Below are 25,280 nucleotides of genomic sequence, written 5' to 3'. Positions count from 1 at the left end.
GGTGAGATCCAAGCCGCCTTGGCGGGGTTGGACGGGGTCAAGCAGGCGGCGGTGATCGTGCGGGAGGACCGCCCCGGTGACAAACGCCTCGTCGGTTATGTGACCGGCAGCGCTGACCCGGCCCGCATCCGGGCCCAGCTCGGCCAGCGGCTGCCGGGCTACATGGTGCCCACAGCGGTGGTGGCACTGGAGGCGTTGCCGTTGACGGTCAACGGCAAGCTCGACACCCGCGCCCTACCGGCACCCGATTACACCCAGCTCGATCGCTACCGCGCCCCCGCCAACGCGGTCGAAGAGATTCTGGCCGGCATCTACGCCCAAGTCCTCGGACTCGAGCGCGTCGGGGCAGACGACTCCTTCTTCGAACTCGGCGGGGACAGCATACTGTCGATGCAGGTGGTAACCCGTGCTCGGGCCGCGGGTCTGCTGTGTCGCCCGCGCGATGTGTTCGTCGAGCAGACGATAGCCCGGCTGGCCCGGGTAATCGAAGTTGCCGACACCGCAACGCGCATCATCGATGAGGGTGTGGGTCCCGTGCTGGCCACCCCGGCCATGTATTGGCTGCACGACGTCGAGGGCCCAATCCAGGAGTTCAACCAGACCATGGCGGTGCAGGGCCCCGATGGGGTCAGCGAGACCGATGTGGTGGCGGTGTTGCAGGCGTTGCTGGATCGGCACGCCATGTTGCGGTGCAAGGTTGAGGAGGACGGCGTCCGGCGGTGGACGCTGCAGGTCCCCGAGGCCGGCTCGGTGCAGGCACGTGAGTGCGTGTTGGCGGTCGAGGCGCTCGATGCTGAATCGGTGGTGTCGACGCGGTCGCGGTTGAACCCGGCGGCCGGAAGGATGGTGGCCGCGGTTTGGGCGAGCTCGACCGGTGAGTTGGCGTTGATCATCCACCATCTGGCTGTTGATGGGGTGTCGTGGCGAATCTTGTTGGAAGACCTCAATATTGCGTGGGCTCAGCATCACAACGGCCAGCCGATCGCGCTGCCGACGGGTGGGATGTCGTTTGCGCGATGGTCGGCAGTGCTGGCCGAGCATGCCCACACCCCCGAGGTGGTGGCCCAGGCCGCGGCTTGGCGGAAGATCACGGCCGCCCCGGCTTTACTGCCCGCGGTGCGACCGGGGATGGATACGTTCACCACCGCCGGAAACCTGTCGGTGCGGCTCGATGTCGAGACCACCCGGATGCTGTTGGGGGAGGTGCCTGCGGCGTTCCACGCTGGTGTGCAAGACATCTTGCTGATCGCATTCGGGTTAGCGGTGTCACATATGCTGGGCACTGACGACGCGCCGGTCGGCATCGATGTCGAGGGCCACGGCCGCGCCGAGGACCTGGCCGATGATGTTGATCTGACCCGCACGGTGGGCTGGTTTACCGCAAAATATCCGGTGGCCCTGAGCCTGGCCGGGTTGAGTTGGGCGCAGGTGGCCGCCGGTGAGCCCGCCCTAGGGGCGCTGGTCAAAGACGCCAAAGAACAACTGCGCGCCCTGCCCGAAGGCCTGACCTACGGCGTGCTGCGGTACTTGAACCCCGAAGTGGACCTGACCGGACCCGATCCGGTGCTCGGGTTCAATTACCTGGGCCGGCTCGGTGCGGCAGCGGGTGAAGTAGCCGAAGATGTGTGGCGTATCAGCCCGAAGGGGTTGGCGTTGAGCGGTGCGGCCGCGGCGATTCCGATGTCGTTGGCCCATACCCTGGAACTCAACGCCGCTACCGCCGGCGCCGACACGAGCCCGCAGTTACAGGCAAACTGGACCTGGGCACCCTCGGTACTGGATCACGCGCAGGTGGATCTGTTGAGCCGCTTGTGGTTTGAAGCCTTGAGAGGCATCTGTGCCCATGTGCGAGGGGGCGGCGGCGGGTTGACCCCGTCGGATATCGCTCCGGCCCGGTTAAGTCAGTCCCAGCTCGATGAACTATGCGGGCAATACCGGGTCGCTGACGTGTTGCCGCTGACCCCGTTGCAACAGGGGCTGCTGTTCCACGCCGGCGCAGCGCCGGGCGATGACGACATATATGCGATCCAGCTGGAGATCACCATCACCGGACCGCTAGACGCACCCCGGCTGCGCGACGCGGTGCGCACCGTCCTCACGCGCCATCCGCATCTAGCGGCGCGGTTCAGCACCGAGTTTGGCCAGCCGGTGCAGATCATCGAGACCGATCCCGAACTGCCCTGGCGCTTTCTTGATTTGAGTACCGGCGATATCGATATGGACTCCCATGTTCAAGGGGTGTTGGCCGCTGAGCGCGCTGCGGTCGGTGAGCTCGCCAGCGGCTCGGCCCTGCGGGTGGTGGTGATCCGCACCGGACCTGATCGGCACCGGTTGGTGTTGACCAATCACCACATCGTGATGGACGGCTGGTCGCTGCCAATTCTGTTGCAGGAGATCATTGCCAGCTATCGCCGCCAGCCGCTGCCCGCGCCCGTCCCGTATCGCCGGTTGATCAGCTGGCTGGCCGGCCGCGACCTCGACGCAGCCCGCGCAGCCTGGGCCGAAGCGTTGGCCGGATTTGACACCTCCACCCTGGTAGGTCCGGCCGGCCGGTCAGGCTCGGGGCGGCGAGGCGTGGCGTCGTTCAATCTGTCTGCAAAGAGCACGCAGGCTCTCAGCGACCTAGCCCGCTCACAACAAACGACGGTCAGCATTGTGCTGCAAGCTATTTGGGTGCAGCTTCTGGTCTCGTTGACCGGTCAGCAGGATGTAGTGTTCGGCACCGCGGTGTCGGGTCGGCCGGCCGAGATCGCCGGTGCCGAGTCGATGGTCGGGTTGTTCATCAACACCGTGCCGGTGCGCGCCACGCTGACCGCGGCGACCACCACCGCCGAGTTGCTCGGGCAGCTGCACGCCGCCCACCACGCCACGCTGGAACACCAGCATCTGGCGCTGAGCGAGATTCACCGCCTCACCGGGCACGACCAGCTGTTCGACACCTTGTTCGTCTTCGAGAATTACCCAATCGACACCGCCGCGCTCTCCAGCGACGGCGAGCTGACCATCACCGATTTCAGCACCCATGAGCACAACCATTACCCGCTGACGGTGCAAGCCGCGCCAGGGCGCGAATTATCCGTGCGCGTCGAATACGACACCGATGTCTTCGACGCCGCCAGCATCGAAGCCCTCATTAGAAAGTTCCAGCGGCTGGCGGCGGCCATCACCCGCTGATCCGAACCGGCCGCTGTCGGGGACAGCGGCGTGGAGGCAATCGGCAACCGCGCGGTGTCCACTCCATCGGTCCCGCCGCATCGTTGATACCGGCGACGTTCGCCGCTCAGGCCACCGCCACGCCCGCGGCGGTGTCGATCAGCGTTGCACACCTAGTTATGTCGAAACCGGGAAGGCAGATCGATCTTTGACAGGGACGCGCCCAGTTAAGGTTCGACGCACCACTGCCATCGATGTCCGCGTCCATCGCGATAATCACCGTGGCGATCCAGCTACGGCTACCAACTACGCCCGCGTCAATCTTGGCAAATCAGCGATGGTGTCATAACTGCGGTTATCGCGGTCTATTCGTGCATCAGTGTGAAATGGGCAATATAATCTGCTGGAGCCGAGGGGGTGAGGTTCCGTTGCAACTGGCCGCTATCTACGTACGTCCGGTATGCGGTTATGAGCGCCACCGGGCGCAAGTGAGCAAGCGCTATCCGGGTTGCTGCGGTCGGCAGTCAGCGGGCAATAGCGGCCCCGATGAACCGGCGCGCGACACTGCCCTCAACAGAGCGGCCGAAGGCGACGAGCTTCGACTGCGGTGTGCGGCACCGCGCTTCTTTAGCAGCTCTTCACCAGTGTTCCCGGAACCGTGGCGAAGGTGTAAGAGCGGAGGCATCGATGCCCGTTGAGATCCCCTTCATCCGCCCCAGCTTCCCCAAGCCAGCCGAACTCGCAGATGAGTTCGAGCAGATCGTCCGTGCCAACTGGTACACGAATTTCGGTCCGAAGGAGCGACAATTCGGGCTCGCCATCAGCGAATATCTCGGATCCGACCTGCACGTGGCTACTTTCGCGAACGCCACGCTGGCGCTCATCGCAGCACTTAAAGCCAGCATCGGTCCGGGTAGGCGTGACCGCTACATACTGATGCCATCGTTCACTTTCGTCGCTGTCGCCCAAGCTGCTATTTGGGCTGGATACAGGCCGTGGTTCATCGATATCGACCCCGAAACGTGGCAACCCAGCACGTCCGCGGCCGAGTCCATCCTGGAGTGCTTCCGTGACGAAGTCGCGGGAATCGTGCTTGCCAACGTGTTCGGCGTGGGCAACACCCAAATCAGAAACTGGGAGCACCTGGCGGATAAGTGGCGCCTGCCGTTGGTCATCGACTCAGCGGCTGGCTTCGGCTCGGCGTACCCGGATGGTGAGCGCCTCGGACGACGCGGCAGGTGCGAAGTCTTCTCATTCCATGCGACTAAGCCCTTCGCCATCGGCGAGGGCGGCGCTATGGTCTCACGCGACCCACGACTCATCGAACAGGCGCAAGGCCTCGCAGATTTCGGCTTCACAGGGGCGAGGTCATGTACGCAAGTGGGGATCAACGGGAAGATGCAGGAGATTTGCGCTGCCATCGGCCTGCGCCAGCTCACCGGGTTCGACGACCGCCTGAAGAGTCGTCGAAACGTCTTTGAATGTTATCGCCGTGAATTGGCAGGCTTGGATGTGCGGTTTCAACCCAACGCCGATGTGTCTTCGGTGTGCTTCGCAAGTGTGTGCTGCACGTCTGCCAACCAAAAAAGGGCAGTGCTTGCAGCCTTACGTAGAGACTCGATTTGTGCGCACGATTACTACAACCCGCCGCAACATATGCAGCCGATCTTTTCCGCGGATCGCCACCTCGTCAAGTCGGCTGAGTTGGCGATCACAGAAGATATCTGCTCGCGGATAGTGTCGCTGCCGGTCCACGACTACATGGCCCCCCAAGACGTGGCACGCGTCGTTTCCGCTTTCCGCGAGGGGGCCCTCAATGCTTAAGACAAGCGGCATCGGCCACCTGTTGGCATCCCTTATCGAGGGATGTCATTCATCCCTGCCCGAGCAAAAGGGACTGAAGGACGATCATTCGCCACCAAGGGCTAGGTCCATCCCATGAAATTTGTGCTGGCAAGCTATGGAAGTCGCGGAGACGCCGAGCCCTGCGTTGCCCTGGGCTGCGAGTTGTTGCGCCGAGGCCACGACGTGCACGTGGCAGTGGCGCCTGACATGGTTGGGTTCGTCGAGTCGGCGGGGCTCGCGGCGGTCGGTTACGGGCCGGACGCTCGTAAATGGCTGGACGCGTTCCGCGCCTTCCTGACGCAACTAACACGCGCCCCATGGCGGGTCAAGGATCTGAGCAAATTATGGCGCGAGAATCGGGCGCTGTTAAGCCAGTACCTCGACGACACCAACACGACCCTGATACGGCTAGCTGAAGACGCCGATCTGCTGCTGACCGGCGTGCTTGGAGAGGATGCGGCCGCTAACGTCGCGGAGTATTACAACGTCCCCCTCGCGACGCTGCACTTCCTCCCATTTCGGGCCCACGGCCAGCTCAGTCCCCTGCTGCCGGGAACATTGCAGCGCAAGGCGATGATTCTCAGCCAATGGCTGCAGTGGCGCATGCTGTTGAAGAAGGCGGAGGACAGGCAACGCGGTGAACTCGGCCTACCGAGGGCAAAATCCCCCTCGCCGCGCCGAATCACGGAACGTGGCTCGCTGGAGATACAGGCCTACGACGAAATGTGGTTTCCCGAAGTGGCGGCCGAGTGGGCGCATATCGGCTATAACCGGCCCTTTGTCGGTGCGCTGACGGTGGAGTTGCCGACACACGCAGATGACGAGGTCGCTTCGTGGATTGCCGAAGGTACACCGCCGATTTTCTTCGGCTTCGGCAGTCAACCGGTCGAATCTGGCGCCGCTACGATCGCCATGATCGGCGCTGCGTGCGAGGAGCTAGGTGAGCGGGCGTTGGTTTGTTCTGGTTGGAGTGATCTGAGCAATATTCCTCATTTCGACCACGTCAAGGTAGTAGATGCTGTGAGTTATGCGGCTATTTTTCCGTCGTGTCGTGCGGTCGTACATCACGGTGGCATCGGTAGTACGGCCGCTGGACTGCGCGCCGGCGTGCCGACATTGATTCTCTCGATGATGCAAGACCAGGCAGCCCTTGGAGCCGTGGTTAAACGACTAGGAGTGGGCACCACTAGACGCTTCTCGAGCAGTAACCGAGAATCGCTCGTCGCAGACCTACGCACTATCCTTACGCCGCAATACGCCGCCCAGGCCCGTGAAGTCGCCACCCGAATGACCAAACCGGCAGAGAGCGTTGCGTGCGCCGCTAGTCTCCTGGAGGATTTTGCGCGCTTCAAAAGTGTTGGCTGATCAGCAAACGCTGAACATGGGAAAATCGTGAGGAATAAACCTGCAGCCAACCCCTTCCTCGAGCCAGCTGTCCGAGATTGTAATTCGCGGTGCGACGTCAATCATCTGCTACTCAAACCACGATCGTCTTGTGTTGATGGATACGTAGTTGTGAGCGGTTCACAGCCTCAACACAATACCGTTCACCTCATACGCGATTTTGGCGGCCATGCGTCGCCGTCAATCTCAGACCTATCGGATGACCTGCTTAAACCATCGTCGTGAGTGCAGACGCGTTTGCGGTGATGTCGTCGAGTATTTCATACCGCGTGAGTGCCGCCTGGACCGGGAAACAAGACTTGGGAGCTGGCAGCAGCGCTCTTCTTTGAGGTTGGCGGCCCCACGTCGACAGGACGTACACTTTCAGAGACTTCTGGCTTTGGCGGGAGTCGGTTTGTCATAACCGCTACTCGGGGGATTCTGCGCTGAGCGCTCAAAATGCAGCGCGAATCGTGTGTGATACGTTCGCCTCGAATGTGGGGTCAAAAAGGTTGTCCTAGAGGAGAAACGGTTGTTTGACGTCAAGAGCACGTTTGAGGTCCCGAGGGTCGAACGTCCGAGCCGCCGAGAATTAGAGGAGCGCTTCATCATCCCGCAGCGCCCTGTAATCGTCTCCGGCGCCATGGAGGGCTGGCCCGCACTGGAGCAGTGGACCAACGACTACCTCTCGGAGAAAGTCGGCGCCCGCACCGTCCACCTCTCGAAGGTCACAGGCGCCGGTACCCACACCCCCGATCCGAAGGATGGTGCCACCGACACCGCTTCGGACATAAGGTTCGCTGAATTCATCGAGATGGTCGGGACCGGTGCCATCTCCGACGGACAGCTCTACGCCGTCCAGCTTCCCATCAAAAGCGCCCTCCCCGAGCTGTGGCCGGATGTCCGTTTTCCCGCGTTTGTCGACGAAGACAAATACACAGCCGTCAATTTCTGGTTCGGCCCGGGCAATAATCTCACTCCGCTGCATTACGACTACGCAGACAACTTTCTCACCCAGATTTGCGGCCGTAAGCAGATAATCCTGTGCCCACCGCGGGAGATCGCCCGCGTATACCCCTTTCCCTTCAGTTACATCGGTAATAACATCTCGCAGATCAACGTCGCTCAGCCGGATCTGAGCAAGTTCCCCGAGTGGGCACGCGCCGACCGCGCTCTCCTTGAGCTCCGCCCGGGCGACATGCTATTCATCCCCCGCTTCTGGTGGCATGCCGTGTTCGGTATCGAACCGAATTTGTCGATCAACTACTGGTGGCACTCCAGCTACGCCAGCTTCTTCCATCACCCGCGCCAGACGGCCCGTCGCCTGGGAAGCTATGCGCGAAGCCTTCGCGGTGCAGCAAGCCTTGTGGTGCAGAAAGTCGCCACCGGCGTTGGACGCCGACCCTCCGCCATACCCCAAAGCGCCTAGGGACCGGAAGGCAGTGCGTCACCGGGCAGCCGCGTTCACCGACAACGCTGCCGGCTCATGAGCTCGGGCACGGCGGGGCAGCGCATTCGATGAAGGTCTTGCTAGCCGTCAGCATCAGTCCGTCGGCTTTTGCTACTCGGATCACGTGCCGACGTTTCTCCCTTGGGAGAGTGTCTTACTAACCTGCCCCAGATGTTTGCCAGCGGAGCAGCTTGCCGGTCAGCCATCGAGCGTCATGTTGCATCGTTTGAGACTGGTAATCCGCTGGAGCTCTCACGCCGGATATTAGAATTAGTTTTGCCGCGTGGGCCGTGGGCTTGTATACGACTCGGCAGAGCTCTGCAAGAATCAAGCGGTAAGGTGGACGATTCAGGCTCGCATTAGCGGGCACGACCGCAGCCTCTCGCCCTAAGTATCAAATCGGATCACAACACTCGAAAGGCTAGTAATGTGACCGGCCTGACCGAATCTCATCCATTACTTAGCTGCAGCCGTGGAGTTGATATCCTCACTTATGCGTAACGCACTTGTAGTGGGGGGAGCCGGATTCATCGGCACGGCGCTGTGCGAGCGCTTGCTGCACGACGACTATAAGGTGCTTTGCGTCGACAATCTCTGCACTGGTAGCTCGTCCAATGTAGAGCACTTGTCCCAACTTGACGGATTCAATTTCGTACAGGGCGACGCTACGGATCATATGACGATACTCGGCCCACTTGATGTGGTAGTTCACCTCGCCAGCCCGGCGTCTCCGCGGGATTACGCACGTCTTTCAATCGAAACGCTTAAGGCTGGCTCTATCGGAACGCTCAATTGCCTGGAGGTGGCGCACGAAAAAGACGCTCGCTTTGTATTAGCGTCCACATCTGAAGTTTATGGCGACCCAAAAGTTCACCCACAGCCAGAGAGTTATTGGGGCAATGTCAACCCTATCGGACCGCGCAGCATGTATGACGAGGCAAAGCGGTTTGCGGAAGCCCTCACGACAAGTTATCGCGACCGGCTCGCCGTTAGAACCGGTATCGCTCGCATCTTCAATTGCTATGGCCCGCGGATGCGGCCGAATGATGGCCGTGCTATTCCCAATTTCATTTGGCAGGCGCTGCATGGCGAACCATTAACAGTAGCTGGTGATGGCAGCCAGACTAGATCTGTTTGCTTTGTCAACGACCTGGTGGAAGGCCTAGTGCGGCTTATCGATTCTAATTGTGCCGGCCCAGTTAACCTCGGCAATCCCGAAGAAATCTCCGTTCTGGACTTGGCGAAACGCGTAGCAGTAACGGTGGGCTCCTACCCAGAGATCGCGTTCATTCCGAGACCGCCCGACGATCCAGGGATGCGTTGTCCAGACATTTCTCTGGCACGCGACATTCTGGGTTGGGAACCGGTGACTAGGTTGGACGACGGCTTGGGTCTAACGGTTAGGTGGTTCCGGGACCAACTAGAGACAGGCATACCGTTCTCACAAACAGACCGATGACTGGCAACCCTTTAAGTATGCTCAGGTAACCATCAGGGTATCCATAGGGAAGTGCACAGTCCGGGGGGAAGATGTGAGTGCGCGCATCGCTGTGATTGGGGCTGGTTACGTCGGGCTCACTTCGGGAGCTTGCCTGGCTACGCTCGGACATCTTGTCTCGTGCGTCGAAGTGGACTCATCCAAGCTACAGCGGCTGAGACACGGTCACGTCGATATAGTCGAGCCAGGACTTGCGGAGCTTGTTCGCCAAGGCCTTGCTTCAGGACACCTTACTTTTGTGAATGTTGATGCTGCTCCAGCAGTCGTCGCGGAAGCTGAAGTTGTCTTCCTTTGTCTGCCCACACCCATGGGGGTAGGCGGTCGAGTGGACTTGACGTTCTTCGACGACGCCGTGCTTGACATTCGCGACGCGCTTTCCGAGGATTGCGTCCTTGTCATCAAGTCAACTGTGCCCGTGGGGACAGCGGCGCACGTCACCGCGCTTCTCAATCGGCCCCAGATTAGCGTGGTCTCGAATCCGGAATTCCTGCGCGAAGGATACTCAGTCTTCGATTTTCTTAATCCGGACCGCATCGTAATCGGTTCCGATCGAGCGGCACCAGCCCAGAAGATTGCTTCACTATACGACGCGCTTGCCGCGCCCACAGTTTTCATGGATTCGCGAAGCGCAGAAATGGTGAAGTACGCGTCGAACACTTTTCTTGCTGCGAAATTGTCGTACATCAATGAGGTCGCGGAGTTATGTGAACTTCTTGGCGCGGACATCGCATCGGTGACCGAGGGTATGGGATATGACCCTCGGATTGGTAAATCATATCTGCAGCCAGGGCCTGGATGGGGCGGCTCTTGCTTGCCCAAAGATACCGCCGCGATGCTGTACACCGCGAAGCATATCGGACTAGAACTGCCACTTCTCCGAGCAATCGCTGGCAGCAACGAAGGACAGAAATTGCGTATCGTCGATCGAGTCCGGGCCGCGGCAGGAGGGTCGTTGGACGGCAAGCGGATCGCTCTACTGGGCCTAGCTTTCAAGGCCGGCACGAACGACCTCCGTCATTCGCCTGCACTCGACGTTGCTGCCCAATTAGCTTGCCAGGGATGCGAATTGGCGGCTTACGACCCAGTCCTGCCGCAGAACGTTCCCGGCGTTACCGACAACATTGCAGTTGTTACGGATGCATATCAAGCCGTGGAGGACGCGGATGTAGTCGTCCTACTTACTGAATGGCCGATGTTTCGCTCACTTGATTGGGAACGTGTGGCGCAGTTGATGGCCGGCAAAACCGTTATAGATACGAGAAACATTCTTGACGCCAAAACGCTCGCCGAGGTGGGCATTACGTCTCGCGGCATCGGTAACGGGAATGCCCCGTACTTATCCGAAGTCCATGAGGCCGATCCGAAGATGAACGACCGTTCGAAGAAGCGAAGTAATGATCGTCGTCGCAGGATTTCCACCCTGTTTGAAAAGTGAAGGTTTAGCGGTGTAATGAAGTTTGCGCTGGCGAGCTACGGAAGTCGCGGGGACATTGAACCTGGCGCCGCCGTCGCCCGTGAGTTGCTACGGAGGGGACACGAAGTGTCCATGGCCGTCCCGCCTGACTCGCTTGGCTTCATCAAGTCGGCTGGGCTTTCGGCACTCGGCTACGGCGTGGATGCGCAGGCGTGGCTTGACCTATGGATGCCACCACAAAGTGGTTCCAGGAAATTCCCGAATCCAACCCACCTTTGGCACGAACTATGGAAAATTCTGGCGCCGTGCTGGGAAGGTATAAGTACGACGTTGACGTCGTTGGCGAACGGCGCCGACTTACTGTTTACCGGCCCAGTCTTTGAGCAACCCGCTGCCAACGTTGCGGAGTACTACGACATCCCATTTGCCACATATCATTACACCCCAATACGTCCCAACGGCCAGGCACGAACTTCCTTGCCGCCACGGTTGAACCGTCTCGCGATGACCCTGAACGACTGGCTACTTTGGCGCGTCTTGAAGCGCCTTGAAGACGAGCAGCGGCGTGATTTAGGCCTCCAAAAGGTGAGATGCTCGTCGTCGCGTCGCATCGCGGCGCGTGGATCACTTGAGATACAGGCCTACGACGAAGTTTGCTTTCCCGGGCTGGCAATCGAATGGTCAAAATTCAAAGACCAGCGGCCGTTTGTCGGCGCGCTCACGATGGAGTTGGCTACAGATGCCGACGAGGAGGTTGCGTCGTGGATCGCAGAGGGAACACCACCCATTTTCTTTGGCTTCGGCAGCATGCCGGTCGCCTCCGCTGCCGATACATTCGCTTTAATCGCCTCAACCTGTAAGCAGCTGGGCGTGCGTGCGTTGATTTCTTCGGGCTGGAGCGACTTCAGCCGCGCGCCTCGGGTCGACGGCGTCAAGCTGGTATCCGCGGTCAACCATGCTGACATCTTCCCGAAATGCCGCGCGGTCGTGCACCACGGTGGCTCCGGGACCACGGCCACGGGCCTCCGGGCAGGGGTGCCGACGCTCGTCCTTTGGAAGGCTTTTGATCAGCCGATCTGGGGAGCTCAAGTAAAACGACTGCAAGTCGGTACCGCGCGGCCGTTTGCGAGAACCACCAGCGAATCGCTGGTTGCGGACTTGCGCACGATCATCGCCCCTCAATATGTCAGTCGCGCCCGCGAGATCGCGACCCGCATGACGCCTCCAGCCGTCAGCGTTGCGACCGCCGCCGACCTACTGGAGAAAGCTGCGCGCCATAGGATGAGCTGCTAGGGAGCGAGCGCCATCGACAAATTCCACCGGTCAGCCTTCGGGAGGAGATAGATTCCACTCCGAGGTCGGTGGCATGGGCTCATATCGAGAGAAATGACGTGCCGCAGGCGGGCCATTCGTCATGTCCAAGATGGTCGTGCAGTACTCGGGCCGGTACCCGACGATGCCGACGACTGTATTCGTCACCGTGCCAGCTGGACTGGAGGGCACTCGTGGTTGGCTGAGAATGTTACCCAATTCCGCCCGAATACGGCGAGGCTAGCAACTGGCAGAATAATTGTGGGGCGCGAACTGGGCGCGAAAGGTACCTAGGCTTAATGCGGCCGGAGTTCAACGCCCTCGCCGTCTGCACCGCGAACCGCTAATACTACGAAGACGACGGATGGGTGCGCTGCACCGTCCTCGGCTACGACGTCTCAGCGCGTGTCTTCGACCGGGCCCCACGCGGGAGATCGTCTGATCCTAGGCAAATAAGGTGAATACCTCGTCACTGCGACAGACGTGAACCCCCAAACCCATGTCCCATACCGACACTGCCTCACCGGTCAGGGGAGGTCTGTTGTCTTCAGCCTGGTTTAGTCATGCGGTACATGCGGTAGGACACCACATCGTCGATCACGATCTGCGAGACCGACGTGTCCCGTCCCGGCACCCCTCGCCGACCCCACCGCCGGATCATACGAGGCAACATTTCATCAGCGGCCAGCTCCCACCGCCCCGAGTTCAACTCCATCCCCGCAAGCACCTCAGCGTTGATTTCTCGACACGACACCACCGAGAATCGGGACCGCAGCTCGTCATCCCACAGCGTGCATTCGAATCTGCGACGCACATCCGCGTACAGGAAAACCCCACCAGGCACTAGCACTCGCCGGACCTCATAGAGGAATCGTCCCAGATTGGGGTAGCAGTGGGACGACTCGATATTGATCACCACGTCGAACGATTCGTCGGCGAACGGCAAATCCATGGCGTCGCCCTGAACGAACTCCAATCCGTCGACATGATGGCGGCGCCGGCAGAACTCAATGCCTCCGTGGCTAATATCCAACCCGATATATCGGTGCGGGTGGTAGGTGCGAGTCAAATACGACGCGCCGCCGCCGCGGCCACAGCCAACTTCTAGCACCTGCTTACCGGTGAGGTCGGTGCCATCGACGACGGCGTGATACAACTGGATCGCATACCGATCCAGCTCATCCCCGTCGGATAGCGGGATTTCCATCGGCGGGTCTTCCTCGTAGCACCAATTCATAAACAGCACATCGTCATCGACGCTGCGGTGCAGCCACGTATAGAACCAGTTATTGACGACCTGGCCGACTTTCCGGCCGACCGGGGTGACCCAGAGCCGATCGGCGAGCGGTGGTGAATTCACAGTGCCTCCCTCCCGCTGGACACCCAAGCACTCTAACCACAACCGCAACGCCAGGTACGGCAAATTCAGATCAGTTTGCTTACGAGGAATCCAAGCATTCATGGAACCGTGGCGGACGCCGGCGAGCCGAAGCACCAGCCAACGCGAGATGCTCTTGTTCAGTTCGGAGCACTCGAGGCCACCGCCGCACCCGATTGATCGACCGTTTCTTCACCGGTCCGGCGTAATCGCCCTCAGTGGCGCTAGCTACCGGATCTGACACACCGCGATCGAGTCCTGCGCTCCGTGTAAGCCGATCGTCTGGCCGATGCGACCCGCGAATCTGCTCACTTTCGATGGGCTGTTAGAAGCGGCCGAAGCCGACAACGCCACAAGTCGCTGAATGAATCATGAGTTCCTCAGGACGCCGGCGCAGCTTCCATCACCGATCTTGGATCGCATCTCCCCGAGATCCTTCGAACTGACGTGGGAGTCTGCGCCACCCAGCGCAGAAAACGCCAGCAGCGCCCAATTCGTATCGCGCAATGCCGAATCCGCCGCGTACCGTCCGCCGCACACATCGTGAAGAAGGAAATACCGACCGAATTTACTGTGGGGCTGGCGGCTAACGCAGCTTTCTGCAATTGCTGTAGCGTAGTCCGCTATGACGGTCGGCAATGAAGCGCAACGTCGTGGATGGTAGGGCATTGGAACGTCGCGACCCCATGCCGTCCGAAACGGCGACGCAAAGTGATCCGACCGGTTTTCTGCAGACCTCTCTGTCGCGTCGCCACTTCATAGCCGCAATCGTCGTTATCAGCGGCATGGGTCTGGTGGCGGCGATGGACGGCACCATAGCGGTTTTCGCGCTACCCAAGATCCAGAACGAGCTGGGCCTCTCCGATGCCGCGCGAGGGTGGGTGATCACGGCTTACGTACTGACCTTCGGGGGCGTGATGCTGCTGGGGGGCCGGCTCGGCGATACCTTCGGACGTAAACGTACTTTTATCGTCGCGGCGGCGCTGTTCACGATTGCCTCAGCGGTGTGCGGGATCGCGTGGAATTCGGCCAGCCTGCTCTCAGGCCGGCTACTGCAGGGCATCGCGGCGGGAATTCTTTCACCGACGTGTTTGGCACTGGTAGCGACAACATTCCCGAAAGGCCCCGGACGCAACGCAGCAACTGCGATTTTTGGTGCGATGGGCGGGATTAGCTCCGTGTTGGCCCTGACTTTGGGCGGGGCACTCACAGATGTGTCATGGCGGATCGTCTTCATAATGAACGTGCCGCTTGGGTTGATGGTCATCTGGCTGGCGCACACCGCACTCCGGGAGACCCGGACGGAGCGAATGAAGCTCGATGCCACGGGCGCCGTGTTGACCATATTGATTTGTGTAGCGGTGGTTTTCGGCATATCGATAGGTCCGCAGGAGGGTTGGCTGTCGGCAACGACGCTCGGGTCAGGCGCGCTCGCACTCGGCGCATTCGTCGCGTTCGCGGTAGTCGAGCGGCGCGCAGAAAACCCAATCGTTCCGTTCGACTTGTTTGTGGACCGCAATCGACTTGCTACCTTCGCGACCATTTTCTTAGCTGGCGGGGTCCTGTTCAGCCTCATCGTCCTCGTTGCCCTCTATGTACAGCAAATTCTGAACTACAGCACTCTGCACGCCGGCCTTGGATTTATTCCGTTCGTCATTGCCGTTGGTGTCGGGATGGGCGCCGCGTCGCGCCTGGTGATGCGGTTCCCACCGCGGGTGGTGGTAATTGCTGGTTGCCTCCTTGTAGTGGTCGCGGTGCTAGTAAGCAGCATGACACTGCACATGGGCGTGCCGTATTTCCCGAATCTGGTGCTGCCACTCGTCGTCGGCGCCGTTGGTATCGGCCTGGCGAACGTGCCGCTCATGCTCTCGGCCATCGCGAGCGTCGGGGATGACCGTATCGGGCCCACATCGGCAATTGCGCTGATGCTGTCGACACTCGGGGGACCGGTAGTGCTGGCCGCAATCCAGGCGGTGATCACCTCGCGCAATCTCTCTTTGGGCGGAATGACCGGCCCTGCAAAGTTGATGAGCGCCGCTCAGTTGCATGCGCTGGACCAAAGCATCACCTATGGCTTGCTGTGGTTGGCTGGGCTTTGCGTACTCGTCGCTGGAATTGCCTTGTGTATCCGCTACACCGCGCAGCAGGTGGCGCACGCACAGGAGGTTAAAAAGGCCATCGACGCCGGAGAACTGTAGCAGTACACGCGCACATTACGGTTTCCCGTTGAGGCATAGTTGGGATCGGAGACTAGTTATTCGATCGTGCCTTTCAGGCCGAAGTCAGCCAGCGTGCGCGCAGCCACATTACGCAAAGCGGCCTTTGTATTCTCGGCTCCGGGCTGGTAAGCGTCGACACTGATGATGAAGCTGCCGGGGACACGCAGGGACTGCAAAATCAGTTGACCACCGGTTCGCTCGAGCCACTGTCGCGATTCGTGTTGGGCAATCACCCGTGCGGTGACGCGCTCGGCATCCGTACCGTCGAGGCGGCTCACTATCGAGCCGACGTCGCCGAGATTAGAACAGAACACCGGGTGATCTTGGTCGCCGACTATTGCATCGTCCATCCGCTTCAACGCCCGCTTCGGCGTGAAGGGGAGAAGCCAAGCGAGCTGCAATGACTCGTCCTGCGTCTCTCGCACGGCTTTCAACGCCTGTCTTATCGCCGCGCGGATGTCACGCAGATCCGTCGTTATACCTGTCGGGTCGACGGTCACGCGTGCAATCAACATTGCATTCGCACGCGTATCGCCCTCGACACGGTCGCTCACCGGGAGTTGCAAGGTGACGGCTCCGTCACCCGCGCGTCGCCGCCCCAGGTGGGCCGCAAGTTTCGCTGCGAACCCGGCAGTCATGATGTTACTCGTTCCGCCGAGAGCGTTCGCACGTCCGTCCCATTCATTTAGGGCAACGCGAATTGTGATGCCGGGCACGACGATAGCTTCATCGCTGGTGCCTTCATCGAGCACGGCAGGCGGTGGTGATGGTGGTTGCGCAGTATCGCGCCGGCGGTCGCGGGTCAGTCTTGCCGCCAAACGAAGCGCCCGGGCGACCTCCGGTGCGTCCCGCACGGCTAGTCGGGTGTCCTGTGCCATCGCGCGTAGTCGACCCCGCGAACCTGGCGGTGGGTATTGAAGCTCCCGCGTGTTGCCCAGGACCGCATCAACTAACGCCACGACAAGTCCAAGGCCGTCGATCAAGTAATGGGAAACCACGAGGCTGACCACGGTCGAGCCATCTTCCAGCGGAAGGACACCGAGATGCCAACCGGGGCCCCGCTCTGGGTCGATAGTCAGTTGTGAGCGTTCATCAGTCCAGTCGCCAAGTTCAGCAGGTGGACGGGCGCACTCCTCGATGTCGAATGTCGAAGGCCCCCGATCTAATACCCACCGATGCCACCCGAACGGCAGCGGCGAACGCTCGATGCGCCGCCCCAACAGCCCGTAACCAAGGTTGCGGTGAAATCGGCTCACGCCGTCGAAATCGATAGGGTGTTCATAGACCCACACGGCCTGGATGACTAGATTGCGTCCGATCGCGTGATGCTGGGCGAACAAGCCGTTGTCCATGAGCGATAGCCGATTGTCCGGCCTCCCATGGCTTTCGAGGGACGGCCTTCTCGAAGAATTGCGGAGTGGCATGATCAACCTCCAACGCCGCGCATCAATGGCCCACCTGAGATATGTACGCCCCATGCGGAAGGACGACAGAGCAAGGACGGAGCCAGCTTGGGTGATTCCGTACCAATTTCATCGTGTAAGAGTACCGATCGCTGTGACGATCCAAGGACGGACGGTGCGTCGTTATGATCACACCGCTACGCGTCGATGAGCAAAAGCAATGCTGTGCAGAAACACCTCACGGTATCGCGGTCCTAGCCTGCGCGAAAACCTGCGTTGGTCATCGGACGTACGATGTTTATCAACAGATAGACCCCATGCGAGCGAACTTCTCGAGAAGGTCGGCGGCAATCGCGACGCTTTCGGCGGGATTCGACATCTGCGGCGCAATCTGCTCTGCCCGCGACAAGTACCGCGGAGCCAGGATGGTGCGCAGGTCCGCCACCAGCGAATCCGGCGTGCTAGTCGAAAAGCGCCGCGCTGAACCAACTTTGAGACGCTTGACCCGAACTCCCCAAAGAGTCTGATCGAGGTCCGTCGACAGTATCAACTGCGGGATACCGGCACGCAGAGCCATTGCCGTCGTCCCTGCACCCCCATGGTGGACGACCGCGCGGCAGGCGGGGAAGGCGGCCGCGAAATTCGTCGTGCTGACCACTTTGACGTCGTCCAAATGCGCTACTTGGGAGTGGTCAATTCCAGCTGCGCAAACCAGCGCCCGCTCGCCCAACTGCGTGCATGCCGCGGTAATCATTGCGAGCGTGTCGACAGCAGATCCCACCGGGACGCTGCCAAACCCGAAAAAAATCGGCGGCTGTCCCGCGGCGATCCAAGACGCGACTTCTCGATCGGTATCCGTCGGCAGGTTCATCGTCAGTGCGCCGACAAAGGGCCGTTGGCCACTTAACGACGCCCACTCATCTGCCAGTCCAGGAAAGCAAACCTCTTCATAGGCCTGGATTTCCAGCGATCCACGTTCGGTGATTTGTCGCGCAGGAGGCAGCGTTGCCTTGGGGAGTCCCAGTTCGCTCCGCTGCGCGTCCACCACAGTCTTTGTTCCGCGCCAAATCAGTCTTTCGTGCGCCCGCATGGCAGAGCGACACAATCGCGCCGACAGGAAGGGAAGGAGCTGGCCATTGGGTCGTATTGGGAAGTAATGCAGCGAGGCGAACGGAATGTCGTGATACTCCGCAACGTTGGCAGCGACCTCCTCGAAAACAAGGCCGGTGAATAGCAGGTCGGCACCCTTTGCAAGCGACGCCAGCGTCCTGCTCATCTCTCCCCATGCTTGGGCTCGGGGTTCCCATGCTTCCCGGGACAATCTGCTTACTTCGCGGACTCGCCAGAAGCTTCGAAAGAACATCCTGTAGAAGGCCCAGTGCGCATCCAGCATCGCTTTCGGATCCGGACCGTAGGGGGTCGCGTCGAGTCCTGTCGACTCGACGAACGCAACCAAGTCCGGAGGGACGGCGAGGAGCACTTCGTGCCCGCGGTGCAGCAGTTCACGGCCGACCGCGGCGCAGGGCTCCACATCACCGCGAGTCCCATAGCACGCCACGACAATCTTCATCGCGAGTCATAGCCTTTCGGTTTTGCGGAGCCCTTCATTGTTTGTTGGGTAGGCCCAACGCGCCTACGCAATTTGAACCAACGTACTCGCCGGCCTAACGGCGTGGATCGGCTCATCGGACTTATCTGACGAGACGACCCAAGCTTCAGCGCTTGTTGCTCTGGCCGACAGGTTCGAGCCGCGCTTCTTTCTCCAGAAGATCAGCGGCGGCCGCGACGCTCTCCGCGGGCTTGGTCATCCGGGTGGCGATTTCGCGAGCCCGGTTGACGTATTGCGGAGCGAGGATGGTGCGGAGGTCCGAGACTAGCGATTCGCGGCTGACTTGTGGAAAGGGCCGGGCTGTCCCGACTTTCAAGCGTTTAACCTGAACCCCCCAGCCCGCCTGCTCGGGCCATGTCGAAAGGATCAGCGTGGGTACTCCGGCGCGCAGGCCGGCGGCGGTAGTGCCCGAGCCGCCGTGGTGGACCACTGCGCGACACGTAGGAAAAATCGCCGCATGATTCATCGCGGGTACGACTTTGACGTTGTCCGATTGAGGTGTCTCGCTGAAATTACTCCAGCCGGAGCAAACCAAGGCCCGCTCGCCGAGTTGCTCGCAACTCTCTGTGATCATCGCGAGAACGTTGGCAGGAGACTCGACCAGTTCGACTGGGATGCTGCCAAAGCCGAAGTAAATCGGTGGTGTTCCCGCTGCAACCCATGACGCAATCTCTTCATCGGCCTCTGTCAGCAACTCCATCGTCAGCGTGCCGACAAACGGGCGCCTGCCATCAAACCGTGCCCATTCGGCTGCAAGTCCGGGGAACCACACTTCGTCGTAGGCCTGTATCTCCAGCGATCCACGGTCCACGATCCTGCGTGGCGAGGGACCTGTTGCCTTCGGTAACCCCAGTTCATGGCGTTGCCTGTCCTCGGCCTTCTTGTACAGCACGCGCCATTGCATCCACTCCCCGAACCTCGTTACTGAGCGTTGCAACGGCGCCGGCAGAAAGGGAGTGGCCTGGCCGTTGGCGCGCATCGGAACGAAGTGCAGGGTCGCTAGTGGGATGTCGTGATATTCCGCGACGTTCGCAGCGGCATCCTCCCCGAGGGGGCCGGTAAGCAGCAGGTCGGCGTCGTCCGCTAGCCGCAGAAGCGTTGTGTTGGTTTCGTCGAGGTATTGGCTCAACAATGCCCGATTTTCGCGCCACAATCTGATCAGTTCTCTGAGTTTCCAGGCTCGAGAGAGCCGCGTCAGAAAAGTGCGGTGCAAGTCCTGCCACGTACGCGCATTCGGGCCGTAGCCGACCGCGGCAAGCCCAGCCGACTCGACGAACCCAACCATGTCAGGCGCGACTGCCAGGCGAACCTCATGCCCGCGACGTACCAACTCACGCCCGACAGCGACGCAGGGCTCGACATCGCCACGACTTCCATAGCTGGCGAGCACGAATTTCATGGGGGAATCCTAGTTAATGAGTCGATTCATTTTGCAGGCGACGTCCTTCGACGGGCCGTCGTCTGTTCTTGGATCTGCCGGTCTATGGGTATTGGCGGCGCGAGTTCGAGCGTGGCATAGCTGCGTTTTTGCGGCCATCGAGCGGCGTGCTGGTAGAACGACGGGAAAGCTGGTCTGCATTCAGCCTGTCGCGCGATACATTCCCTCCTCAAGGCAGCGCTGCGCGGGCACACTCGGTGATAGCCATTGCCGAGGTCGTAGCGTCTGCTATTCGATCGGACAGCGAAACCTAGGCGGGGCGCGGAGCCTCTGACTTGGAACCGCCGCGAATCTCCGTCGGCACAGTCAGGCGTCGCGATTCAAGGCCGGTGTGCGCTCGGCGCGGGCGCCCTCGGGCAGAATAGTTGAGGGATGAGGTTCTCAACGCATTTTGGAGTTCACTGAGCGTTGGCAGACTCGGGCCTGCACGGCAGCTGGCCGCCGTTCGAGCAGAACAAGTCGTCGCAGGCGACAGCACATAAGCCAGCGGGAACGCTTAATCGGCAAGCTGTGAAACAGACCACATCCAGGGACTTTGCTGAAACCTGAACCTCATCTCGCCGCCTTCAGTATGGTTTAGACAGTTCACTCATCTAATTAGCAATGGGGAGAGATGCATCAATCCGGCGAGGTCGACGGAAGGTTCGCCTTCTCGGCCTACGATGCCCCACGCAGGTCGTGGCTAGTCCTCGCCGGCGTCCTTGACCTCACATTTTCTGGCTCGGACCAAGCAGAAGGCCCGAATTGCGCTGAAGATAAACCCACTTATATGCTTCGGAGAGTTTGCTGAGGGGTTGCGGGGGGGAATTCTGCAGGTAAGCGTCGACTTGGGGTGTCTGAGGGGTGTCGAATGGTGTTCGATGAGCGATCATTTCCGCTCACGCAGAGACAAATCGAGGTGTGGCTCGAGGAGGAAACGGGCCGCGCGGGTGCGAACTTGCACCTCGGCGAACTGCTGCGGATCGATGGCGAGGTAGATCCTGAGCTCCTCAAATCAGCGATTCTTCGAGTTGTGCGCGAGGCTGAACCACTCAGGGCCGCAATCTTTGAGGTCGATGGTCAAATCCTTCAGAGGCCTCTCGATTACCCTGACGTGGAGCTTCCGCGTTATGACCTGTCAAGCTCACCGAACCCGACACAGGAAGTACATCGCTTAGCGTCGTCCATCAGGCGCGAGCAAATGCCGTTTACCGGTCCGTTGTTCAGGTTTGCTTTGTTGCGGACCCGCGTCGATGAATACTATCTAGTCGCGTGCTGCCACCACATTGTGGTAGACGGGATCGGCCTCGGCCTTGTTTGCCATCGGATCGCAGCTGTTTACTCCGCGCTGGCCGCGGGCGAGGAGGTCCCCCCGTCTTTCTTCGGCTCGTTACAGGACCTCGTTAAAAGCGAACTCGATTATGCAGCTTCGAAAGATTACCTCGATGACCAGACTTACTGGACTAGTAATCTTCCCGCCGAAGGAACGTCAACACCCCTCGCGCCGGTCGCCACCGCCGGAGTCGACACCGATGAATTTTCCGCACCGATTCCGCTGCAATCGCAGGTTGCAAACCGCATTGATGAATTGGCGCGTGACTTGGGGGTGCATCGTTCTTCGGTAATTGTTGCAGCCTGTGCGCTCTTAGTCCGGGGGTACGATGTCGAGCGCTCCGAGGTCGTGCTGGACTTTCCAGTCAGCAGGCGTGTGAGTCCGGAGACCAAGATAGTTCCAGGAATGGTTTCCGGTGTCGTTCCACTTGTATTGAAAACCTCCGCCGATTCAACGCTTGCTAGTTTTTGTCATCATGTAAACGCACGGATAGGGGAAGCGCTTCAGCATCAGCGTTACCCAGTACAGACCCTGCAGAGCAGGGCGCGAATAGCTGGTTCTGGACAACCCTCGAATCGGGTAGTCGTGAACATCATTCCTGCTGCGCACACGGGGTATTTCGGAAGCGCCTTGGTCACGGGCACCCTCACCAATGCCGGCTTCGGCGGACAGTCCGGCCTGGTTTTTTTCAGGGACGGCGATGAACTTTCCCTAAGCACATTGGGCGCAGGACAGCCACCATTCGGCCGATTGGAAGCCACTGATTTGGCGGCGCGTTTTGAGCGGCTCTTGTCCGCCATGAGCGCGAATCCAAGGCGGCTTCTTTCGTCGATCGATGTGGTCGATCCGGATGAGCAGACCCGGCTGGACGAGTGGGGTAATCGGGCGGTGCTCACCCGTCCGGTTTCATCGGCCGCATCGATTCCCGAGGCGTTCGCCGCGCAGGTTGCGCGGACGCCGGATGCAGTCGCGCTGAAGTGCGGGCCCCGTTCGATGACTTATCGACAGCTCGATGACGCGTCGAATCGGTTAGCCCACCTGTTGGTCGGGCTGGGGGCGGGTCCAGGGCAGCGTGTTGTGCTGTTGTTCTCACGTTCGGCCGAGGCAATCGTGGCGATGCTGGCGGTGCTGAAGTCGGGCGCAGCGTACCTACCGATCGATCCGGCGCATCCGGCTTCGCGCATCGAGTTCATGGTCGCAGATGCCGCTCCGATCGCCGCGTTGACAACCGCGGAACTGTCCGAGCGGCTCGACGGCTTCGAGGTCATGGTCGTCGACGTCGACGATCCCCGCATCGATAGCTATCCGGCGACTGCGCTGCCGGCTCCCGGCTTCGATGACATCGCCTACGTGATCTACACCTCCGGCACTACCGGTGTGCCGAAAGGGGTCGCGATCACTCACGGCAACGTGTTCGAGTTGATGGGCTCGTTGGATGCGGGTTTGGCCGCACCGGGGCAGGTGTGGTCGCAGTGGCATTCGTACAGCTTCGACATCTCGGGGTGGGAGATTTATGGCGCCCTGCTGCATGGCGGCCGGCTGGTGGTGGTGCCCGAGTCGGTAGCCGCATCGCCGGAGACGTTGCGCGCCCTGTTGATTGATGAGCAAGTCGACGTGTTGTGCCAGACCCCGTCGGCCGTCGGGATGTTGTCGCCGGAGGGGTTGGACTCGATCACGTTGCTGGTCGGCGGGGAGGCGTGCCCGGCTGAGGTGGTGGATCGGTGGGCGCCGGGCCGGGTGATGATCAATGAGTACGGCCCGACCGAGGCGACGATGTGGGTGGCGTTCAGTGCCCCCCTGGCGCCCGGCTCAGGCGAGGCGCCGATCGGTGCGCCGGTGCCGGGGGCGGCGTTTTTCGTGCTCGATGGCTGGCTGCGGCCGGTGCCCGCGGGGGTGGTCGGGGAGTTGTATGTCGCCGGGCCTCAACTTGCGTGCGGCTATGTGGGACGGGCGGGATTGACGGCGTCGCGGTTCGTGGGCTGCCCGTTCGGTGGACTGGGAACCCGCATGTATCGCACCGGGGATTTGGTGTGGTGGGGTGCTGACGGGCAGTTGCGCTTTGTGGGCCGGGCTGATGCGCAGGTCAAGATTCGTGGGCATCGTATCGAGTTGGGCGAGATCCAGGCCGCGCTTAACGCCCTCGACGGCGTCGAGCAGGCCGCCGTCATCGCCCGCGAGGACCGTACGGGTGATAAGCGCCTGGTGGGGTATGTGACCGGGGCGGTGGATCCGGCTGCGATCCGTCCTGCGCTGGCCCAGCAGCTGCCGGGTTATATGGTGCCGGCGGCGGTGGTGGTGATGGAGGCGTTGCCGTTGACGGTCAACGGCAAGCTCGACACCCGCGCCTTGCCGGCACCTGATTTCACAGACACTGACCGCTACCGCGCTCCGGCCACCGCGGTTGAGGAGATCTTGGCCGGTATCTATGCCCAGGTGTTGGGGGTGGAGCGGGTCGGGGTCGACGAGTCGTTTTTTGATCTCGGCGGTGATTCGTTGTTGGCGATGCGGTTGATCGCTGCGGTGAATAAGTCGTTGGGCGCGGGCCTGTCGGTGCGGGCGTTGTTCGAGGCGCCCACGGTGGCGCAGTTGGCGCCGCGCGTCGGTGCCGCCGGTGATGGGCTGGCGCCGTTGGTGGCCGGGCCGCGCCCGGCGGTGGTGCCGTTGTCGTTTGCCCAGAACCGGTTGTGGTTCATCGATCAGTTGCAGGGCCCCTCGGCGGTGTATCACATGGCGGTGGCGTTGCAGCTCGATGGACGTCTGGATGTCGCGGCATTGCAGGCGGCCGTGGGTGATGCGGTGGCCCGCCACGAGAGCCTGCGCACATTGGTTGTGGTGTCGGGCGGCGCTCCTCAGCAGTTGGTGCTGCCCGCCGAGCAGATCGAGGTTGGCTGGCGGGTCGTCGATGCCGCTGACTGGCAGCCGGGTGAGCTGCAGAAGGCCATCGACGCGGTGGTGGGTGAGCCGTTTGATTTGGCCACCGGTATTCCGTTGCGGGCGAAGCTTTTCCGCATCAGCGACGTTGAGCATGTGTTGGTGGCGGTGGTGCACCATATCGCTGCTGATGGCTGGTCGATCACTCCGCTGGTGACTGACTTGAGCGTGGCGTATGCGGCCCGCTGCGCCGGGCGGGCTCCGGGGTGGGTGCCGTTGCCGGTGCAGTATGTCGATTACACGTTGTGGCAGCGTGACCAGTTGGGGGATCTTGATGATCCCGATAGTCGTATCGCCGCGCAGTTGGCGTATTGGGAGCAGGCGCTGGGCGATATGCCCGAGCGGTTGGCGTTGCCCACTGATCGGCCGTATCCGCCGGTGGCGGATTACCGCGGCGCCACGGTGGCGGTGGACTGGCCGGCCGCGGTGCAGCAGCAGGTGGCGCGGGTGGCTCGCGAACACAACGCGACCAGCTTCATGGTGGTGCAGGCGGCGCTGGCGGTGCTGCTGGCCAAACTCAGCGCCAGCAACGATGTGGCGGTGGGGTTCCCGATCGCCGGGCGGCGCGACCCCGCCCTGGATGACTTGGTCGGGTTCTTTGTCAACACCTTGGTGTTACGGGTCGAGGTCACCGGCGATCCGACAGCCGCTGAACTGTTGGCGCAGGTACGCGCGCGCAGCCTGGCCGCCTACGAACATCAGGACGTGCCCTTTGAGGTGCTCGTCGAGCGGCTCAACCCCACCCGCTCGCTGACTCATCACCCGCTGATACAGGTCATCCTGGCCTGGCAGAACTTCGCCGGCCAGGATCATGATCCCGCCGCCGCGCTGGATTTGGGTGATGTGCAGGTGACATCGCTGCCGGCGGACACCGAATCGGCGCGGGTGGATTTGACGTTTTCGTTGGCTGAGCGGTGGAGTGAGGCGGGCGATCCT

The 25,280-nt window shown here is 61.0% G+C and carries 13 protein-coding genes; 9 read left to right on the top strand and 4 right to left on the bottom strand.

Annotation, left to right across the window (positions count from 1 at the left end):
- The 7 genes from A5651_RS01885 to A5651_RS01855 all read left to right on the top strand — a co-directional run.
- Positions 1 to 3,174, top strand: a 3,174-nt coding sequence (locus A5651_RS01885) for a condensation domain-containing protein (RefSeq protein ID WP_231988496.1), incomplete at its 5' end; no start/stop codon positions are given.
- Between the two features lie 666 nt (positions 3,175 to 3,840).
- Entirely contained in the window at positions 3,841 to 4,977 is a 1,137-nt protein-coding gene (locus tag A5651_RS01880) for a DegT/DnrJ/EryC1/StrS family aminotransferase (RefSeq protein ID WP_066974994.1), read from the top strand.
- Positions 4,978 to 5,091: 114 nt separating this feature from the next.
- Positions 5,092 to 6,363 (top strand): glycosyltransferase, encoded by a 1,272-nt coding sequence (locus A5651_RS01875; RefSeq protein ID WP_066974992.1) that lies wholly within the window; start codon positions 5,092 to 5,094, stop codon positions 6,361 to 6,363.
- Positions 6,364 to 6,913: 550 nt separating this feature from the next.
- The gene (locus A5651_RS01870) at positions 6,914 to 7,810 is read left to right on the top strand and encodes a cupin-like domain-containing protein (RefSeq protein WP_082943536.1); all 897 of its coding nucleotides are present in this window, start codon (positions 6,914 to 6,916) and stop codon (positions 7,808 to 7,810) included.
- Between the two features lie 493 nt (positions 7,811 to 8,303).
- Positions 8,304 to 9,290 (top strand): NAD-dependent epimerase/dehydratase family protein, encoded by a 987-nt coding sequence (locus A5651_RS24760; protein WP_231988495.1) that lies wholly within the window; start codon positions 8,304 to 8,306, stop codon positions 9,288 to 9,290.
- A gap of 73 nt (positions 9,291 to 9,363) precedes the next feature.
- Complete coding sequence (locus A5651_RS01860; protein ID WP_197496501.1) at positions 9,364 to 10,764, top strand: UDP-glucose/GDP-mannose dehydrogenase family protein; 1,401 nt, start codon at positions 9,364 to 9,366, stop codon at positions 10,762 to 10,764.
- Positions 10,765 to 10,779: 15 nt separating this feature from the next.
- Positions 10,780 to 12,036: a glycosyltransferase gene (locus A5651_RS01855; RefSeq protein ID WP_066974984.1), complete on the top strand. Its 1,257-nt coding sequence runs from the start codon at positions 10,780 to 10,782 to the stop codon at positions 12,034 to 12,036.
- Positions 12,037 to 12,601: 565 nt separating this feature from the next.
- On the opposite strand, the gene A5651_RS01850 is transcribed toward A5651_RS01855, so the two are convergent.
- The gene (locus tag A5651_RS01850; RefSeq protein ID WP_066974982.1) at positions 12,602 to 13,414 is read right to left on the bottom strand and encodes a phthiotriol/phenolphthiotriol dimycocerosates methyltransferase; all 813 of its coding nucleotides are present in this window, start codon (positions 13,412 to 13,414) and stop codon (positions 12,602 to 12,604) included.
- Positions 13,415 to 14,070: 656 nt separating this feature from the next.
- Here A5651_RS01850 and A5651_RS01845 point away from each other — a divergent pair.
- Positions 14,071 to 15,630, top strand: coding sequence for an MFS transporter (locus A5651_RS01845; protein ID WP_156662520.1), 1,560 nt, complete (start codon positions 14,071 to 14,073; stop codon positions 15,628 to 15,630).
- 56 nt (positions 15,631 to 15,686) lie between these two features.
- Here the strand turns inward: A5651_RS01845 and A5651_RS01840 are convergent, their stop codons facing one another.
- The 3 genes from A5651_RS01840 to A5651_RS01830 all read right to left on the bottom strand — a co-directional run bounded on the left by A5651_RS01840 (position 15,687) and on the right by A5651_RS01830 (position 20,062).
- Positions 15,687 to 17,075 (bottom strand): hypothetical protein, encoded by a 1,389-nt coding sequence (locus A5651_RS01840; protein ID WP_066974980.1) that lies wholly within the window; start codon positions 17,073 to 17,075, stop codon positions 15,687 to 15,689.
- A gap of 280 nt (positions 17,076 to 17,355) precedes the next feature.
- Entirely contained in the window at positions 17,356 to 18,624 is a 1,269-nt protein-coding gene (locus A5651_RS01835) for a glycosyltransferase (RefSeq protein WP_066974978.1), read from the bottom strand.
- Between the two features lie 145 nt (positions 18,625 to 18,769).
- Positions 18,770 to 20,062 carry a glycosyltransferase gene (locus A5651_RS01830; protein ID WP_066974976.1) on the bottom strand — a complete coding sequence of 431 codons (1,293 nt, stop codon included), beginning with the start codon at positions 20,060 to 20,062 and terminating at the stop codon, positions 18,770 to 18,772.
- A gap of 889 nt (positions 20,063 to 20,951) precedes the next feature.
- On the opposite strand from A5651_RS01830, the gene A5651_RS01825 reads away from it, so the two are divergent.
- Positions 20,952 to 25,280: non-ribosomal peptide synthetase (locus A5651_RS01825; RefSeq protein ID WP_156662515.1), on the top strand; the 4,329-nt coding region annotated here is incomplete at its 3' end.

The organism is Mycobacterium sp. 1274761.0 (assembly GCF_001668615.1).
Classification (GTDB): Bacteria; Actinomycetota; Actinomycetes; order Mycobacteriales; family Mycobacteriaceae; genus Mycobacterium.
The sequence above is the reverse complement of the archived record's forward strand: the minus strand, read 5'-3'. Positions and strand labels throughout refer to the sequence as shown.

Bases quoted from the DNA above. Each gene is read 5' to 3' on its own strand.
- A5651_RS01880 (WP_066974994.1), top strand. From the start codon at position 3,841: ATGCCCGTTGAGATCCCCTTCATCCGCCCCAGCTTCCCCAAGCCAGCC.
- A5651_RS01875 (WP_066974992.1), top strand. From the start codon at position 5,092: ATGAAATTTGTGCTGGCAAGCTATGGAAGTCGCGGAGACGCCGAGCCC.
- A5651_RS01855 (WP_066974984.1), top strand. From the start codon at position 10,780: ATGAAGTTTGCGCTGGCGAGCTACGGAAGTCGCGGGGACATTGAACCT.
- A5651_RS01845 (WP_156662520.1), top strand. From the start codon at position 14,071: ATGAAGCGCAACGTCGTGGATGGTAGGGCATTGGAACGTCGCGACCCC.
- A5651_RS01840 (WP_066974980.1), bottom strand. From the start codon at position 17,075: ATGCCACTCCGCAATTCTTCGAGAAGGCCGTCCCTCGAAAGCCATGGG.
- A5651_RS01835 (WP_066974978.1), bottom strand. From the start codon at position 18,624: ATGAAGATTGTCGTGGCGTGCTATGGGACTCGCGGTGATGTGGAGCCC.
- A5651_RS01830 (WP_066974976.1), bottom strand. From the start codon at position 20,062: ATGAAATTCGTGCTCGCCAGCTATGGAAGTCGTGGCGATGTCGAGCCC.